The sequence below is a fragment of the Acidiphilium multivorum AIU301 genome (genome assembly GCF_000202835.1).
In the GTDB taxonomy this organism is placed as follows: Bacteria; Pseudomonadota; Alphaproteobacteria; order Acetobacterales; family Acetobacteraceae; genus Acidiphilium; species Acidiphilium multivorum.
The window spans coordinates 2808087-2821992 of the sequence record NC_015186.1 but is presented as its reverse complement, the minus strand read 5'-3'; the positions used below and the strand labels follow the sequence as shown (position 1 = coordinate 2821992).

The window sequence follows — 13906 nt, the reverse complement described above, 5'->3', positions numbered from 1 at the left end:
GGATGGGAGGATTCTGAATGAAAGCCAAGCTGGCCATTGCCCCGATCGCCTGGACCAATGACGACCTGCCGGAACTCGGCGGCGACACGCCGCTCGAAACCTGCCTCGCCGAGAGTCGTGCCGCCGGCTTCATTGGCGTCGAAAATGGCGGCAAGTTTCCAAGAGATGCTCCGTCTCTGCGGGCAAAGCTGGGCGCTTTCGGTCTTTCTCTCGTCGGCGGCTGGTATTCCGGAACGGTGTTGGACGCACCCGACGATCTCGTAGCCGAGCGTGAGCAGGCCGCCGCTCAACTCGCCTTGTTTCGAGAGCTCGGTGCCTCCTGTCTCGTTTATGGCGAAACGGCCGGCACGCTGCAGAATCGCCGCAACGCCCCGCTCGCCGGCCGCCGTGTGTTAGCGGAGGATGCGTTTCCCGCCTATGGGCGGCGCCTGACTCGCTTTGCCGAATACTGTGCGGAACAGGGCGTTCCGCTCGTCTTCCACCATCACATGGCCACCGCGGTCGAGACCGAGCGCGACATCAATCTGCTGATGGCCCATACCGGCGAGGCCGTCGGGCTGCTTTTCGATGCCGGGCATCTCCGCTTTGCCGGCGGCGACATGTTCCGCGTGCTGACGAAACATGGCAGGCGAATCCGCCATGTTCACGTTAAGGATGTGCGAGAGCCAGTGATCGCGGGGCTCGACCGTACGCGGCAGTCCTTTCTGGATGCGGTCCTCGCTGGCGCCTTCACCGTGCCGGGCGACGGCTCCATCGATTTCGGACCGGTCATCCAGCGTCTTGCCGATTTCGGTTACGAAGGCTGGTTCGTCGTCGAGGCCGAGCAAGACCCGGCCAAGGCACCGCCGGCGCGCTATGCGAAAATCGGCCACGACGCTCTCGCCGATGCGCTGCGTCGCGCCGGCTATTCTATTCAGGAGACCCGATGATGGCTCAATTGTCGGGAAAAATCGCGATTGTTTCCGGCGGCACCCAAGGGCTTGGCTTGGCGATCGCCCGGCTATTCGCCGAGCGCGATGCCGCCGGGTTGGTCACCTGTGGCCGCTCGCGTGAAAAGGGTGAGGCGCGGGCAAGGGAAATATCTGAAGCCACTGGCGCTCGGGTAATCTTCGTGCAAGCCGATCTCGGGCAGGTCGAGGATTGCCGAGCGGTCGTCGCCGCGGCCGACACCGCTTTCGGTCGGGTCGATGTCCTTGTCAACGCCGCTGCGATCACCGACCGCGGCACCATCATCGATACCTCCCCGGATCTGTTTGACCGCATGTTCGCCGTCAACGTCCGCGGACCGTTCTTTCTCATGCAGGATGCAATCCGGATCATGCGGCGAGAGAATACCGAAGGCACGATCGTCAATATCTGCTCGATGTCGGCGAAGGCTGGGCAGCCCTTCATTTCCGCCTACTGCGCCTCGAAAGGCGCGCTGGCGACCCTGACGCAGAACACCGCCTATGCACTCCTGCGCAACCGAATCCGCGTCAACGGCCTGAATATCGGCTGGATGGCGAGCGATGGCGAACACCGGGTTCAGACCGAATTCCACGGCGCCAGCGAGAACTGGCTGGCCGACGCCGCAGCGCAGCAACCCTTCGGCCGGCTGATCGACCCGACCGAGGTCGCGCGCGCGGTTGCCTTCCTCTCCAGCGCCGAATCCGGATTGATGACGGGGGCGATGGTCAACTTCGACCAGTCGGTCTGGGGTGCCTACGACTCGTCTCCGGGACCCGCGGCACCGCTCTGACGGTGGCGACTTTCGTCAGGGCGCGGGTGCCGGGCACCGAGTTAGTATTCGACCTCCAAAGTCTAGACCGCATGGTTGTCGCTAAAGTGCGAACTGAATAGTGTCACGTGAGGCGCGTAGCGGCGGTGTTCCGGCGCCAGCACGATCCGCCGCAGCGCAGTCTCGATCTTCGACTGAAAATGCAGCAAGGCCTGATTGCGTTCCACGCCCATCCACAGCGAAGTGACCCGGCCAACCTTCGCGAAGCAGCCCGCGCAGACAAGGATGAACGGAAGCCCCGGCGCGTGGATTGCGGCGAGCGCGTGGTCGATGTCCCAGGCCTGAAGCGGTAGGCTTCGCCGATGACGCGCAGTGTCACATGATATTTTGCGCCGCCACCTTCGCGACTTGATCGACGCCTACAACTTTGCCCAATGGCTCAAGACCCTAAAGGGTCTCATACCAAACGAATTCATCTGCAAACGATGGACGTCAGAGCCAAACGGGTTCATCATCACCCCAATCGACCAAATTCCGGGACTAAACACCTAGTCCAACGACAACTGACTAGATTCCTCATAATTGCGGGCGGGCAGATTCTCCCGGGTGTAAATTCGCAGTTCGGCATGCGACAGTGCCGGGGTGGAGGTGATCAGACCGCAGCGGTAAAGAAGGGTCTGCAAGCTACCTAGGGCCTGGCCACGCGGATTCTGATCAATCGCGTAATCCATTGTGCCGTCCTTGAGATAGATGATGTGATCGTCGGATAACTCGTGTCCGATCCAGAATGGACGCGGCATAGCCCCTTTCAGCGCATTCATGATGCCGATCGAGCCGGCGCCGGTATTGTAGACGCCGACAAGCGGCCCGAACGACAATGCCGCTCGCAGAGAACGCGCACAACGATCAGGGTCGTCGCGCGTATCCATTTCGATGATCTCGCAATGCAGGTGGGGGAAATCGCGCGATAGCGTCGTCTGGAAGCCTCCCATGCGCTCGACATGACCAGCCCAGTCGTGATGGGCACCGAGAACGGCGACCCGGCCACTCTGCCGGCAGCTGCGCCCGAGAAGATGGGCGGCAGTGGCGCCTGCCTGACGATTATCAATGCCAAGATAATCAGCTCCGGCGAGACCCGGCAGATCGGTCACGATCGTTACCACCTTCTGGCCGGCGGCCTGGATGGATTGGACCGCGGCACGGATCTCCGGTCGGTCCGGGACGGCGAGGATCATTCCTTTTCGTGCGTACGACGTCTCGGAAATGAGGCGCACGAAGCTTGCGGTATCCTCCACGGCAAGGATGTGCCGGTGCATGGCGATGCCACGATCCAGCATGGCGATACCGTCGCGGAAAGCCGCCCGAAGGCGGACGAAAAATGGTGAGTCGTTCTGCGGCAGGATCAGGTCAAGATGCGTGATCGGCCTGTAGGCTTCTGGCAGATCCCGGCGCACACCCATCTCGCGCGCGACCTGGATCACCCGTTCGCGCGCGGCATCTGAAACTGACTCACGCTCGTTGAAGACCCGGTCCACTGTGGCAATGCTTACACCCGCCACCCGCGCAATGTCGGCAAGGCGGGCGCGCGGCCGTGTCTTGCGGGAAGCTTGGGCTCCAGTCATGCGCGAGAGTGCGCCGCTGACGAAAAATCGTCAACAGCGCACGCGGCGTGCCCGTTCCAGAGCGCGTAAGAAGAGATGCCGGACCGCGCGGCAGGACTTGCCGAAGCGCTGCCGCAGGGAGGACATACGATGAAGATCGCACTTGATCCGTTCATGCACCGTCATCTTGGCCTGGAGGAACTACCCTTCAGAGTGAAGGAAATCGGCTTCGACTGGATCGAACTTTCCCCGCGGGGAGATTTTCTGGAATGGTTCAAGGCGCCGCGGGTGTTTCCGGAACGGGTGCGGGGCTTCAGGCGGGCGCTGAAAGAGGCCGGTGTGGGGATCGCCTCGCTGCTGCCGATGTATCGCTGGGCGTCGAATGACGACGACGAGCGCAAGGCAGCGGTGCGGCACTGGAAGCGCGCCATCGAGATCTGCCTCGAACTGGAAGTCGACACGATGAACTCGGAATTCGGCCGTGGCCCACACCCCGACAAGGGGTCCTGCTATTGTTGCCATACCGGCTCGATGATCGAGGCCTGTGAAGACTCCTGGTGGCGTTCGATGGAGGAACTTGTGCCAGTGTTCGAGCGGGAGGGTATCAACCTTCATGTCGAGCCGCATCCGGAGGACTGGGTGGAAACCCTTCAGCCGGCAGTGGACATCATCCGCACGGTCAATTCGCCGCGGGTGCGATTTCTTTACTGTGCGCCGCACACCTTCTACTTTGGCGACAATACAGCGGCAATGCTGCGCGAATGCGCGGATGTGCTGGCACATGTGCATGTCGGCGATACATTCAATCACCGGGCCAGTTCGGGCCTGCGCTACATCGTCAACCCTCCCGGTTCGGCTGCGCGGGTGCACCAGCACCTCGATATCGGTCAGGGAGAGGTGCCATGGGACGAGTTCTTCGGCACGCTCGCGGAAATTGATTTCGACGGCATCATGACCGCCTGCGTCTTCGCCTGGGAGGAGCGGGCCGATGCCTCTGGTCGCTTCATGCGCGCCGAAATGCAGCGCTACATCGACAAATTCTGGAAACGGGAGCTCTGAAATGACCCTACGGATTGGTGTTATCGGGACCGGCGCGATCGGGCGCGACCACATGCGGCGGATCAACCAAACCTTGTCTGGCGCCAAAGTGACGGCCGTGTCGGATGTCAATATCGAAAGCGTCCGCACCGCGCGGGCGGATCTTGCGCCCGAGGCTGAGGTCGTTGGCTCCGGCGAGGAACTGGCTGCATCTGCTGGCGTCGATGCCGTGGTGGTAACGTCGTGGGGCGCGACCCATGAACAATACGTCCTGGCCGCCATTGCGGCGGGCAAGCCGGTCTTCTGTGAGAAGCCACTGTCGACCACGGCGGCGGGCGCCGGGCGTATCGTCGAGGCCGAAACCGCCTTCGGCCGCCGCCTCGTGCAGGTGGGCTTCATGCGCCGCTACGATGCGGGCTACCGCATGCTAAAGGCGGTCGTCGAGAACGAGATCGGCCGGCCCCTGATGGTGCATGCAGCGCACCGCAATCCGTCCGTGCCGGAGCAGTATATCACGCCAATGGCGATCCAGGACACGCTGATCCACGAAATTGATGTCCTGCGCTGGCTTCTCGACGATGACTACGTCTCCGCGCAGGTCATCTCTCCACGTCGGACACGGCATGCACATGCGAGGGTCGAGGATCCACAGATCGTCCTCCTGGAAACCAAAAGTGGCATCCGGATCGATGTCGAGATCTTCGTCAACTGCCGCTACGGCTATGACATCCAGTGTCAGGTTGTGGGTGAGGAAGGTCTCGCCAGCCTGCCAGACCCAATGGCGGTCGTGATGCGCAAGGATGCAAAGTTGCAGAGCGCGATCATGACCGACTGGAAGGATCGATTCATCGACAGTTACGATCTCGAGTTGCAGGATTTCATCAAGGCGGCGGCGCGGGGAACCGCATCCGGCCCGACGGCCTGGGATGGATATGTCGCCGCGGTCTCCTCGGATGCCTGTGTAGAGGCGCAGAGCCAGCCGGGTTCGATCGTGCCGATTTCGCTGCCCGCGCGCCCTGCTCTTTACAACTGAGGTTTCTCATGCGCTTCGCACTCAATCACATTGCAACACCGAAACTTTCTCTTGCCGATTTCCTCGGTCTTGCGCGCCGCCTCGGGATGCCGGCGATCGAGATCCGCAACGACCTTCCGGATGTCGTCGGCACGATGCCGGCGGGCGCCGTCAGGGCTGCGGCCGTAGCATCCGGGGTCGATATTCTTTCGATTAATGCGCTTTACCCCTTCAATGTCTGGTCGGGGGACGTGCCTGCGCGCGCGCTTGCACTTGCGGATTATGCGCAGGCCTGTGGTGCGCGGGCGCTCGTCATGTGCCCGTTGAACGATGGCACGCCGGTGCCGCATGGCGATCTGGTCGCTGCCCTGCGCGAGTTGGTGCCGATCCTGCGCCAACATGGCATTACTGGTCTGGTCGAGCCGCTGGGCTTTCCTGTCTCATCGTTGCGGACGAAACGGGAAGCGATCGAGGCAATCAGGGAAGCCGGCGCCGGCGATGTCTGCAAGTTGGTGCATGACACATTCCATCATCACCTTGCCGGCGAGAGGGAATTCTTCCCGGAGTTCACTGGCCTTGTCCATATCTCGGGCGTCAGGGAAACTGATTTGGCTGTGAACGACATGCTGGATGCTCACCGCGCGCTCGTCGATGAGATGGATCGTCTGAACAATATCGGTCAGCTCCGCGCCCTCGCGACCGGTGGCTATGCGGGCGCGGTGAGCATCGAGCCCTTCGCGCCTTCGGTGCATGATGATCCTGATCCGGAAGCGGCGCTCCGAGCCAGCTTTGCTCATGTCGCTCAGGGGGTAGCTTGAGGTGCTTTGCCGCGTCGTGCGTGGCTCACGGAATTTTTTTATTGATTGGTGAGTATTTGCTTGACGCGGGCGCGGCCGAGTGATTTTTTGCATGCCTGATAAGTTTGCAAAAATATTTGCGGGTCTGGCATGGTGCGGCCTGCGTGAGAGGGAGGATATGAAGATGCGGACGATCGGGACGGGTATGCTGGCAGGTCTGCTGGGCGGTGTGGCGCTTGGCTGTGTTTCGCTGGCGGGGATGACAGGGACGGCGGTGGCGAAGGCGCCGGAATACACGTTTGCGATGATCACGCACGCGCAGCCCGGGGACACATTCTGGGACATCATTCGCAAGGGTGCGGAAGCGGCGGCGAAGAAGGACCATGTGAAGCTGGTTTATCTGAACAACCCGAACGCCTCGGGCGAGGCGCAGCTGATCACGAATGTGACGCAACAGCATGTCGACGGGATTGCGGCGACGCTCGCCTTCCCGGATGCCGAGGATCCGGCGCTGGCGCAGGCGGAGAAGGCCGGAATACCTGTGGTTGGCTTCAATGCGGGCACGAGTGAGTGGAAGAAGGCCGGCATGTTGATGTATGTTGGCGAGGACGAGACGATCGCGGGTGAGGCGGTGGGCGATCGCCTCAACACTCTGGGTGCAAAGCATGTGCTTGTAGTCGACCAGCAGCAGGGTGCGATCCAGCTTGAGGATCGCGGCGACGGGATCAAGAAGACCTTCAAGGGCAAGGTGTCGGTGCTGTACGTGGACGGCTACGATATGGCCGGCGCGCAGTCGCGGATTGTCGCGAAGCTGCAGCAGAATCGTGACATCGACTATGTGGTGACGCTGGGTGCGCCGTTTGCGCCGACGGCGATCCAGGCTGTGAAGATGGCTAACAGCAAGGCGAAGGTTGCAACCTTCGACCTCAATCCCCAGGCCGTGCACCTGATCCAGGAAGGCAAGCTGCAATTCGCGGTGGATCAGCAGCCTTACGTGCAGGGCTACGAGGCCGTCGATTTCCTCTGGCTCTACAAGACGAATGGCGACGTGGTCGGGGGCGGCAAGCCGGTGTTGACCGGCCCAACCTTCGTGACCTCGAAGAACGTAGCGGCGGTCGCGAAGTTCGCGGAGCGCGGCACCCGCTGATCCTGGCCCGATCCTGAGGCTTCCCGCCGGCTGGCGCCGATGATGGCGCCGGCCGTGCGAAGCGCCGAGCGGGAGGAGAGATGACGATCATGACCAATGGCACGATGACCGGGAACGATGCGCCGCGCACTGCGCACCCGCAGCTGGTTCAGCAGGCGTTCTGGCGGAAGACCCTAAAGCGACCGGAGGCCGGCGCGCTGGGCGGGGCCATACTGGTCTTTCTTCTGTTCTTCGTGGTGGCGCCGCCGTTCCGACAAGTGGATGCGTTCACGACGGTGCTCTACCAGTCGGCGACGATCGGGATCCCGGCGGTTGCGGTATCGCTGCTGATGATCGGCGGCGAGTTCGACCTGACGGCGGGTGTCGCGGTGACGACGTCGTCGCTGGCGGCGTCGATGTTCGCGACGAAGGTGGCTGGCAATATGTGGGCAGGGATCGTGTTCGCGCTGCTGGTTTCACTGGCGATCGGCGCGCTGAACGGCTACCTTCTGATCCGCACGCGGCTGCACAGCTTCCTGGTCACGTTGTCGACCTTCCTGATGCTGCAGGGGCTGAACATCGCGCTCACCAAGCTGGTGACCGGCAATGTCGCGACCGGGGACATCAGCCATGTGCCCGGCTTTGCCTCCGCGCATGCGATTTTTGCCTCGACGTTCCGGATCGGCGGTGTCGATGTCAGCATCGCGATCCTCTACTGGTTCCTGTTCATCCTGGTGGCGACCTGGGTTCTGCTGCGCACGCGGTTCGGCAACTGGATCTTCGCGGTGGGCGGCAGCGACGAGAGCGCGCGGGCCGTGGGCGTGCCGGTGCGGCGGATGAAGATCGTGCTGTTCATGCTGGTGGGCTTCAGCGCCTGGTTTCTCGGCATGCACATGCTGTTCGAATACAACGAGGTGCAGTCCGGCGCCGGTGTCGGCAACGAACTGCTCTACATCGCCGCGGCGGTGGTGGGCGGCTGCCTGATGACCGGAGGCTATGGCTCGGCGATCGGCTCGGGCTTCGGGGCGTTCATCTTCGGGATGACGACGGAAGGGGTGATCTATGCCGACTGGGATCCCGACTGGTTCATGTTCTTCGTCGGCGCGACGCTGCTGACGGCGACGGTGGTCAACACCTGGCTGCGTCTGCGGGCGAGCGGAGGGAAGTGAGATGAGCGAGAGATCCGCGCCGATCATCCAGCTCACCGATATCGGCAAGAGCTATGGCAATATCAGCGCGCTGCGCGGCGTCAGCATGACGGTGCGCAGCGGTGAGGTCACCTGCGTGCTGGGCGACAACGGTGCGGGCAAGTCGACGCTGATCAGCATCATCGCCGGGCTGCGCGAGCACAGCACGGGCACCTACGCGGTGGATGGCGAGGCGGTGACGTTCGGCTCCCCGCGCGAGGCGCTGGATCGCGGCATCTCGGCGGTCTACCAGACGCTGGCGCTGGTGCCGCTGCTGCCGATCTGGCGGAACTTCTTTCTCGGGTCCGAACTGACCATCGGGCGTGGTCCGTTCCGCCGGCTCGACATCGCCTCGATGTGGGAGATCACCGACCGCGAACTGCGCCGGATGGGCATCCATGTCGCCGATCTCGACCAGCCTGTGGGCACGCTCTCGGGCGGGCAGCGGCAGGTGGTGGCGATCGCGCGGGCGATCCATTTCGGCGCACGGGTGCTGATCCTCGACGAGCCGACCGCGGCCCTCGGCGTCGCCCAGTCCGGCCTCGTGCTGCGCTACATTGCCCAGGCCGCCCGCGAACACGGTACCGGCGTCATCTTCATCACCCACAATCCGCACCACGCCTACATGGTCGGCGACCATTTCATCATCCTCGCCCGCGGCGAGGTCGAACTCGACGCTGCCCGCGACGGCCTCACCCTCGAAAACCTTATGTTCCACATGGCTGGCGGTGCCGGGCTCAACGCACTCCAGCACGAACTCAACAGACCCCAGCCACAAGGCGCCTGATCGTGCCGGCAGCAACTCAGCAGACCCTGAACGATGGCGAAACGACCCGGCTTGCGGCGAGTAGGCGTATGAAGGCGCTCGACGTGATCACGATCGGCCGCTCCTCGGTCGATCTGTATGGCGCCCAGGTCGGCGGGCGGCTCGAGGATATGCGTTCTTTCGACAAATATATCGGCGGTTCGCCGACAAACATCGCCTGCGGCGCGGCGCGTCTGGGGCTGCGATCAGCGGTGATCACCAGGGTCGGCGACGAGCATATGGGCCGCTTCATCCGCGAACAGCTGTCCCGCGAGGGCGTGGATGTGCGCGGCGTCGTCACCGATCCCGCGCGGCTGACCGCCCTCGTGCTGCTGGGCATCCGCGATGAAGACCAGTTTCCGCTGATCTTCTACCGTGAGAACTGCGCGGACATGGCCCTCTGCGAGGACGATATCAACGAGGGACTCATCGCCGAGGCGCGCTCGGTGTTGGCAACCGGGACACATCTCAGTCATCCCCGTACCGAGGCTGCGGTGTTGAAGGCGCTGCGGCTCGCGCGGGCGCATGGCGCGCGAACCGCCCTCGATATCGACTACCGCCCCAATCTCTGGGGGGTGGCCGGGCATGGCGCGGGCGAGAGCCGCTATGTCGAAAGCGAGGCGGTAACCGCGAAATTGCAGATGACGCTGGAGTTGTTCGACCTGATTGTCGGCACCGAGGAGGAGTTCCATATCGCCGGCGGCTCGCCTGACACGCTGACGGCGTTACGGGCGGTGCGCGCGCTGACCGGGGCGACCCTGATCTGCAAGCGCGGTGCGAGAGGGGCGGTGGCCTTCGCAGGTCCGATCCCGGCCAGGATTGAGGATGGCGAGACCGGGCCTGGCTTTCCTATCGAGGTGTTCAATGTTCTCGGCGCCGGCGACGGCTTTTTCGCCGGCCTGCTGAAGGGGTGGCTCGATGACGAAACCTGGCCGAAGGCTCTGGAATACGCCAATGCCTGCGGCGCCTTCGCGGTTTCGCGCCATGGCTGTACGCCATCTTATCCTTCGCTTGAGGAACTGACATTTTTTCTCCGGCGCGGTGTCCGTGAACCCGCTCTCCGACATGACGCCGAACTTGAACGGCTTCATTGGTCGACCACCCGGCCGCACGGCGTCGCGGATTACCGGATCTTTGCTTTCGACCATCGCGCCCAGTTCGAGGAGATGGACGGTTATACGGCGCAGAAAGGCGGTGCCTTCAAGCGGCTTTGCCTGGAAGCGGCGCTCTCGGTGCAGGCCGGCCGGCACGGCTACGGCATCCTGTGCGATGAACGGATCGGCCGACGCGCGCTGCACGCGGCCTCCGGCTCGGGGCTGTGGATCGGTCGGCCCTGCGAGTGGCCCGGCTCGCGCCCACTCGCCTTCGAGCCCGCGCTCGGCAGTGATTGCGGCGGCCTGTCCGAGTGGCCGAAGGAAAACATCGTCAAGGTTCTCTGCTTCTGCCACCCGGACGACGATGCGGCCATGTGGGCAACCCAGGAAGCGGCGGTGCGGCGGTTGTTCGAGGCCGCGCGCCGCAATGACCTGGAATTCCTCCTAGAAATCATTCCCTCCAAGGTCGGCCCGGTGAATGATGGCACCACCGCGGCGCTGATCCGCCGCTTCTACGCCGCCGGGATCTATCCCGACTGGTGGAAGCTCGAACCGATGGCGAGCCTGGCCGCCTGGGAGGCCGCCTGCACCGCGATCGAGACGCATGATCGCCACACGCGCGGCATCGTGGTACTCGGCCTTGATGCGCCGGAAGCCGATCTCGCGGCGAGCTTCGCGGTCGCGGCGGGCTTTTCCCTGGTGAAGGGGTTCGCTGTAGGGCGCACCATCTTTGCCGGAGTGGCGCGCGCCTGGCTCACGGGCGAGATGGATGACGGCACGGCGGTGACCGAGATGGCGCGCCGCTTCGCGCGGCTTTGCGCGATCTGGGACGATGCGCGGACCCAGGCACGGGAGAAGGCGGCATGAGCAACACGATCAGGCTGACGGCGGCGCAGGCCATGGTGCGCTGGCTCGCCGTGCAGATGACCGAGGAGGGTGAACGCTTCATCGAGGGCGTCTGGGCAATTTTCGGCCATGGCAACGTGGCGGGACTGGGCGAGGCGCTGCACGGCATCGGTGATCGCCTGCCGACCTGGCGCGGCCAGAACGAGCAGACCATGGCTCATGCCGCCATCGCCTATGCCAAGACGAAGGCACGCCGCCGGGCGATGGCTGTTACATCGTCGATCGGGCCGGGTGCGACCAACATGGTCACCGCGGCAGCGCTCGCCCATGTCAACCGCCTGCCCGTCCTCTTCATTCCCGGCGACGTCTTCGCCAACCGCCGCCCCGATCCGGTCTTGCAGCAGATCGAGGATTTCGATGACGGCACTGTCAGCGCCAATGACTGCTTCCGTCCGGTCAGCCGCTATTTCGACCGGATCGCACGGCCAGAACACCTGCTCACCGCCCTGCCGCGCGCGTTGCGCGTGATGACCGATCCGGCGAATTGCGGCCCGGTCTGCCTCGCTTTCTGCCAGGACGTGCAGGCCGAGGCCTACGACTATCCCGAAACCTTCTTCGCCCCCCGGACCTGGCGCATTCGTCGCCCCGAACCCGATCCGCGCGAAGTCGCGGATGTCGCTGCCCTGCTGCGCGCGGCGCGCCGGCCGGTGATCGTCGCCGGCGGCGGGGTGATCCACTCGGGCGCGGAGGAACGCCTCGCCACTTTTGCCGCCCAGCACAACATCCCCCTCGTCGAGACCCAGGCTGGCAAGGGCGCCGTGTCCTGGCAGGACGAACGGAATTTCGGCTCCCCCGGCGTGACCGGCTCGGACTGCGCCAACCGGCTCTGCGCCGAGGCCGACCTGGTTCTCGGCGTCGGCACCCGCTTCCAGGATTTCACCACGGGAAGCTGGACGGTGTTTGCCAATCCGGCGCGGCGCCTCGTCTCGATCAACCTGGCCGGCTACGACGCGAACAAGCACGGCGCGACAGGGATCGTCGGCGATGCGCGGGCGACGCTGGACGCGCTGTCGCTGGCGCTGACGGAACACCGCGCGCCCGATTTCGACGCGGAAGCCCGCCGCGCCTGGCATGCGAAAGTCGCCGCCGTCACCGCGCCGCCCGCAGAGGTCCATCGCAACGCGCTGCCAACCGACGCGCAGGTGATCGGCGCCGTGCAGCGCGCGACAACCGAGCGGAGCATCGTGATGTGCGCGGCCGGCACCATGCCCGGCGCGCTGCAGGTGCTCTGGCAGGCGTCGCCGGGCGGCTATCACATGGAATACGGCTATTCCTGCATGGGTTACGAAGTCGCCGGCGCGATGGGCGTCAAACTGGCCGCGCCCGACCGCGAGGTGATCTGCTTCGTCGGCGACGGTTCCTACATGATGGCGAATTCGGAACTCGCCACCGCGGTGATGCGGCGGGTGCCCTTCACCGTCGTGCTGACCGACAATCGCGGCTATGGCTGCATCAACCGGTTGCAGGCCGAATGCGGCGGTGCCGCCTTCAACAATCTCTACGAGGACTGCAATGTCGAGGTTCAGCCCGAGATCGATTTTGTCGCCCATGCCGCCGCGATGGGGGCTCACGCCGAGAAGGTTACGGATATCGCGGCGCTCGAGGCCGGCATCGCGGCGGCGCGTGGCCGCGCCGTCCCGACTGTCCTGGTGATCGATACCGATCCCGCTCCCGGCACAGGCGCCGGCGGCCACTGGTGGGATGTTGCCGTACCGCAGGCGGGCGGCCCCGAGCGACTTGAACAGGCGCGGGCGCGCTACAGCCGCAACGCGGCCGCCCAGCGTGTCGCCGACTGACCCGAACCGTCCCGAGAACAGGATTTCCCGGATGCCCGACCTGCTGCGCAAACCCTTCGGCACTCACGGCAAGGTGCACGATATCACCCCCGCCGCGGCCGGCTGGCGGCATGTCGGCTTCGGGCTCTACCGCCTGCGCGCCGGCGAGTTCGCCGCGGAGGCGACCGGCGGCAACGAGGTGATCCTCGTGATGGTCGAGGGGAAGGCGTCGATCCGCGCTGCCGGGCGGGATTGGGGCGTGCTTGGCGAGCGGATGAGTGTCTTCGAGAAATCCCCGCCGCACAGTCTCTATGTGCCGAACGGCGCGGAATGGGCGCTCGTAGCCGAAACGGACTGCATCGTCGCGGTCTGTTCGGCGCCGGGCAGGGGCGGGCACGCGGCGCGGCGGATCGGGCCGGAGGGCATCGTCCTGACCGCCCGCGGCGAGGGCACCAATACGCGCCACATCAACAATATCGCGATGGAAGCCGAGGACTACTGCGATGCGTTGCTGGTTACCGAGGTCTTCACGCCGGCCGGCCACTGGTCGAGCTATCCTAGCCACCGGCACGACGAGGACGATGATCCGCGCATCACCTATCTCGAGGAAACCTACTACCATCGCCTGAACCCGGCGTCGGGCTTCGGCGTCCAGCGGGTCTACACCGATGATCGCGCGCTCGACCAGACGATGGCGGTCTCGGACGGCGATGTCGTCCTGGTCCCGCGTGGCCATCATCCCTGTGCGGCACCGTATGGCATCGAGATGTATTACCTCAACGTGATGGCCGGGCCGCTCAGGAAATGGCGTTTCCTGCCGGACCCTGAATTGGGTATCGCTAAGTAGT

Annotated in this window: 13 protein-coding genes and 1 pseudogene; 12 read left to right on the top strand and 2 right to left on the bottom strand. The window is 64.3% G+C overall.

Features of this window, described 5'->3' with window-relative positions:
* Positions 1–17: 17 nt before the first annotated feature.
* On the top strand, positions 18–929 hold the full coding sequence (gene iolE / locus ACMV_RS12720; RefSeq protein ID WP_007421628.1) for a myo-inosose-2 dehydratase: 912 nt from the start codon (positions 18–20) through the stop codon (positions 927–929).
* The gene (locus tag ACMV_RS12715; protein WP_013634939.1) at positions 926–1738 is read left to right on the top strand and encodes an SDR family oxidoreductase; all 813 of its coding nucleotides are present in this window, start codon (positions 926–928) and stop codon (positions 1736–1738) included. The genes iolE and ACMV_RS12715 overlap by 4 nt, the downstream gene beginning before the upstream one ends.
* 62 nt (positions 1739–1800) lie before the next feature.
* Here the strand turns inward: ACMV_RS12715 and ACMV_RS21215 are convergent, their stop codons facing one another.
* On the bottom strand, positions 1801–1950 hold the full coding sequence (locus ACMV_RS21215; RefSeq protein ID WP_007421630.1) for a 2'-5' RNA ligase family protein: 150 nt from the start codon (positions 1948–1950) through the stop codon (positions 1801–1803).
* Between the two features lie 142 nt (positions 1951–2092).
* On the opposite strand from ACMV_RS21215, the pseudogene ACMV_RS20865 reads away from it, so the two are divergent.
* Positions 2093–2269 (top strand): annotated as a pseudogene (locus tag ACMV_RS20865) (IS481 family transposase); the annotation flags it as partial.
* Here the strand turns inward: ACMV_RS20865 and ACMV_RS12710 are convergent.
* Positions 2266–3339, bottom strand: a complete 1074-nt coding sequence (locus ACMV_RS12710; RefSeq protein ID WP_013634941.1) for a LacI family DNA-binding transcriptional regulator — start codon at positions 3337–3339, stop codon at positions 2266–2268. The pseudogene ACMV_RS20865 and the gene ACMV_RS12710 sit on opposite strands and share 4 nt — an antisense overlap.
* Before the next feature lie 75 nt (positions 3340–3414).
* Between ACMV_RS12710 and ACMV_RS12705 the strand changes: the two genes are divergently transcribed.
* From ACMV_RS12705 to iolB, 9 genes are all read left to right on the top strand, one after another.
* Complete coding sequence (locus ACMV_RS12705; RefSeq protein WP_197535785.1) at positions 3415–4377, top strand: sugar phosphate isomerase/epimerase family protein; 963 nt, start codon at positions 3415–3417, stop codon at positions 4375–4377.
* A gap of 1 nt (position 4378) precedes the next feature.
* Complete coding sequence (locus tag ACMV_RS12700) at positions 4379–5389, top strand: Gfo/Idh/MocA family protein (RefSeq protein ID WP_013634943.1); 1011 nt, start codon at positions 4379–4381, stop codon at positions 5387–5389.
* 8 nt (positions 5390–5397) lie between these two features.
* The gene (locus tag ACMV_RS12695; protein ID WP_013634944.1) at positions 5398–6186 is read left to right on the top strand and encodes a TIM barrel protein; all 789 of its coding nucleotides are present in this window, start codon (positions 5398–5400) and stop codon (positions 6184–6186) included.
* Between the two features lie 91 nt (positions 6187–6277).
* Positions 6278–7312 carry a sugar ABC transporter substrate-binding protein gene (locus ACMV_RS12690; protein ID WP_231844406.1) on the top strand — a complete coding sequence of 345 codons (1035 nt, stop codon included), beginning with the start codon at positions 6278–6280 and terminating at the stop codon, positions 7310–7312.
* Between the two features lie 80 nt (positions 7313–7392).
* Positions 7393–8460, top strand: coding sequence for an ABC transporter permease (locus ACMV_RS12685; RefSeq protein ID WP_013634946.1), 1068 nt, complete (start codon positions 7393–7395; stop codon positions 8458–8460).
* A 1-nt stretch (position 8461) separates the two neighbouring features.
* Positions 8462–9265, top strand: coding sequence for an ATP-binding cassette domain-containing protein (locus ACMV_RS12680; protein ID WP_007421524.1), 804 nt, complete (start codon positions 8462–8464; stop codon positions 9263–9265).
* A 2-nt stretch (positions 9266–9267) separates the two neighbouring features.
* The gene (locus ACMV_RS12675) at positions 9268–11244 is read left to right on the top strand and encodes a bifunctional 5-dehydro-2-deoxygluconokinase/5-dehydro-2-deoxyphosphogluconate aldolase (RefSeq protein ID WP_456236362.1); all 1977 of its coding nucleotides are present in this window, start codon (positions 9268–9270) and stop codon (positions 11242–11244) included.
* Positions 11241–13079 (top strand): 3D-(3,5/4)-trihydroxycyclohexane-1,2-dione acylhydrolase (decyclizing), encoded by a 1839-nt coding sequence (gene iolD, locus ACMV_RS12670; protein WP_013634948.1) that lies wholly within the window; start codon positions 11241–11243, stop codon positions 13077–13079. The genes ACMV_RS12675 and iolD overlap by 4 nt, the downstream gene beginning before the upstream one ends.
* Before the next feature lie 31 nt (positions 13080–13110).
* Positions 13111–13905 carry a 5-deoxy-glucuronate isomerase gene (iolB, locus tag ACMV_RS12665; protein WP_007421521.1) on the top strand — a complete coding sequence of 265 codons (795 nt, stop codon included), beginning with the start codon at positions 13111–13113 and terminating at the stop codon, positions 13903–13905.
* The last annotated feature ends 1 nt before the right edge of the window (position 13906 follow it).

Bases quoted from the DNA above. Each gene is read 5' to 3' on its own strand.
- iolE (WP_007421628.1), top strand. From the start codon at position 18: ATGAAAGCCAAGCTGGCCATTGCCCCGATCGCCTGGACCAATGACGAC.
- ACMV_RS12715 (WP_013634939.1), top strand. From the start codon at position 926: ATGATGGCTCAATTGTCGGGAAAAATCGCGATTGTTTCCGGCGGCACC.
- ACMV_RS21215 (WP_007421630.1), bottom strand. From the start codon at position 1,950: ATGGGCGTGGAACGCAATCAGGCCTTGCTGCATTTTCAGTCGAAGATC.
- ACMV_RS12710 (WP_013634941.1), bottom strand. From the start codon at position 3,339: ATGACTGGAGCCCAAGCTTCCCGCAAGACACGGCCGCGCGCCCGCCTT.
- ACMV_RS12705 (WP_197535785.1), top strand. From the start codon at position 3,415: ATGCCGGACCGCGCGGCAGGACTTGCCGAAGCGCTGCCGCAGGGAGGA.
- ACMV_RS12700 (WP_013634943.1), top strand. From the start codon at position 4,379: ATGACCCTACGGATTGGTGTTATCGGGACCGGCGCGATCGGGCGCGAC.
- ACMV_RS12695 (WP_013634944.1), top strand. From the start codon at position 5,398: ATGCGCTTCGCACTCAATCACATTGCAACACCGAAACTTTCTCTTGCC.
- ACMV_RS12690 (WP_231844406.1), top strand. From the start codon at position 6,278: ATGCCTGATAAGTTTGCAAAAATATTTGCGGGTCTGGCATGGTGCGGC.
- ACMV_RS12685 (WP_013634946.1), top strand. From the start codon at position 7,393: ATGACGATCATGACCAATGGCACGATGACCGGGAACGATGCGCCGCGC.
- ACMV_RS12680 (WP_007421524.1), top strand. From the start codon at position 8,462: ATGAGCGAGAGATCCGCGCCGATCATCCAGCTCACCGATATCGGCAAG.
- iolD (WP_013634948.1), top strand. From the start codon at position 11,241: ATGAGCAACACGATCAGGCTGACGGCGGCGCAGGCCATGGTGCGCTGG.
- iolB (WP_007421521.1), top strand. From the start codon at position 13,111: ATGCCCGACCTGCTGCGCAAACCCTTCGGCACTCACGGCAAGGTGCAC.